Here is a 219-nt window from a genome sequence, read left to right on the forward strand (position 1 = left end):
GGCAACGCCTTCATCACGGGGAAGACCTCAGCGCTATTCTGATCTCGCCATCACCACCGTTCTGGTCATTAAACGCGTGTTCAGGTTGACCCTGCGGGCTGCACAGGGTTTTATTGATTCCATTTTTACACTGATGAATGTTCCGTTGCGCTGCCCGGATTACACCAGTGTCAGCAAGCGCGCAAAGTCGGTTAATGTCAGTTTCAAAACGTTCACCCG

General features: G+C 51.6%; 1 protein-coding gene. It reads left to right on the forward strand.

What is annotated here, in order from left to right; genetic code table 11:
• A partial coding sequence (locus N6P30_RS24555) for a transposase (RefSeq protein ID WP_183273477.1) occupies nt 1–219 on the forward strand: 219 nt, incomplete at both ends.

This window comes from Enterobacter sp. PL1 (assembly GCF_945957325.1).
In the GTDB taxonomy this organism is placed as follows: Bacteria; Pseudomonadota; Gammaproteobacteria; order Enterobacterales; family Enterobacteriaceae; genus Enterobacter; species Enterobacter roggenkampii.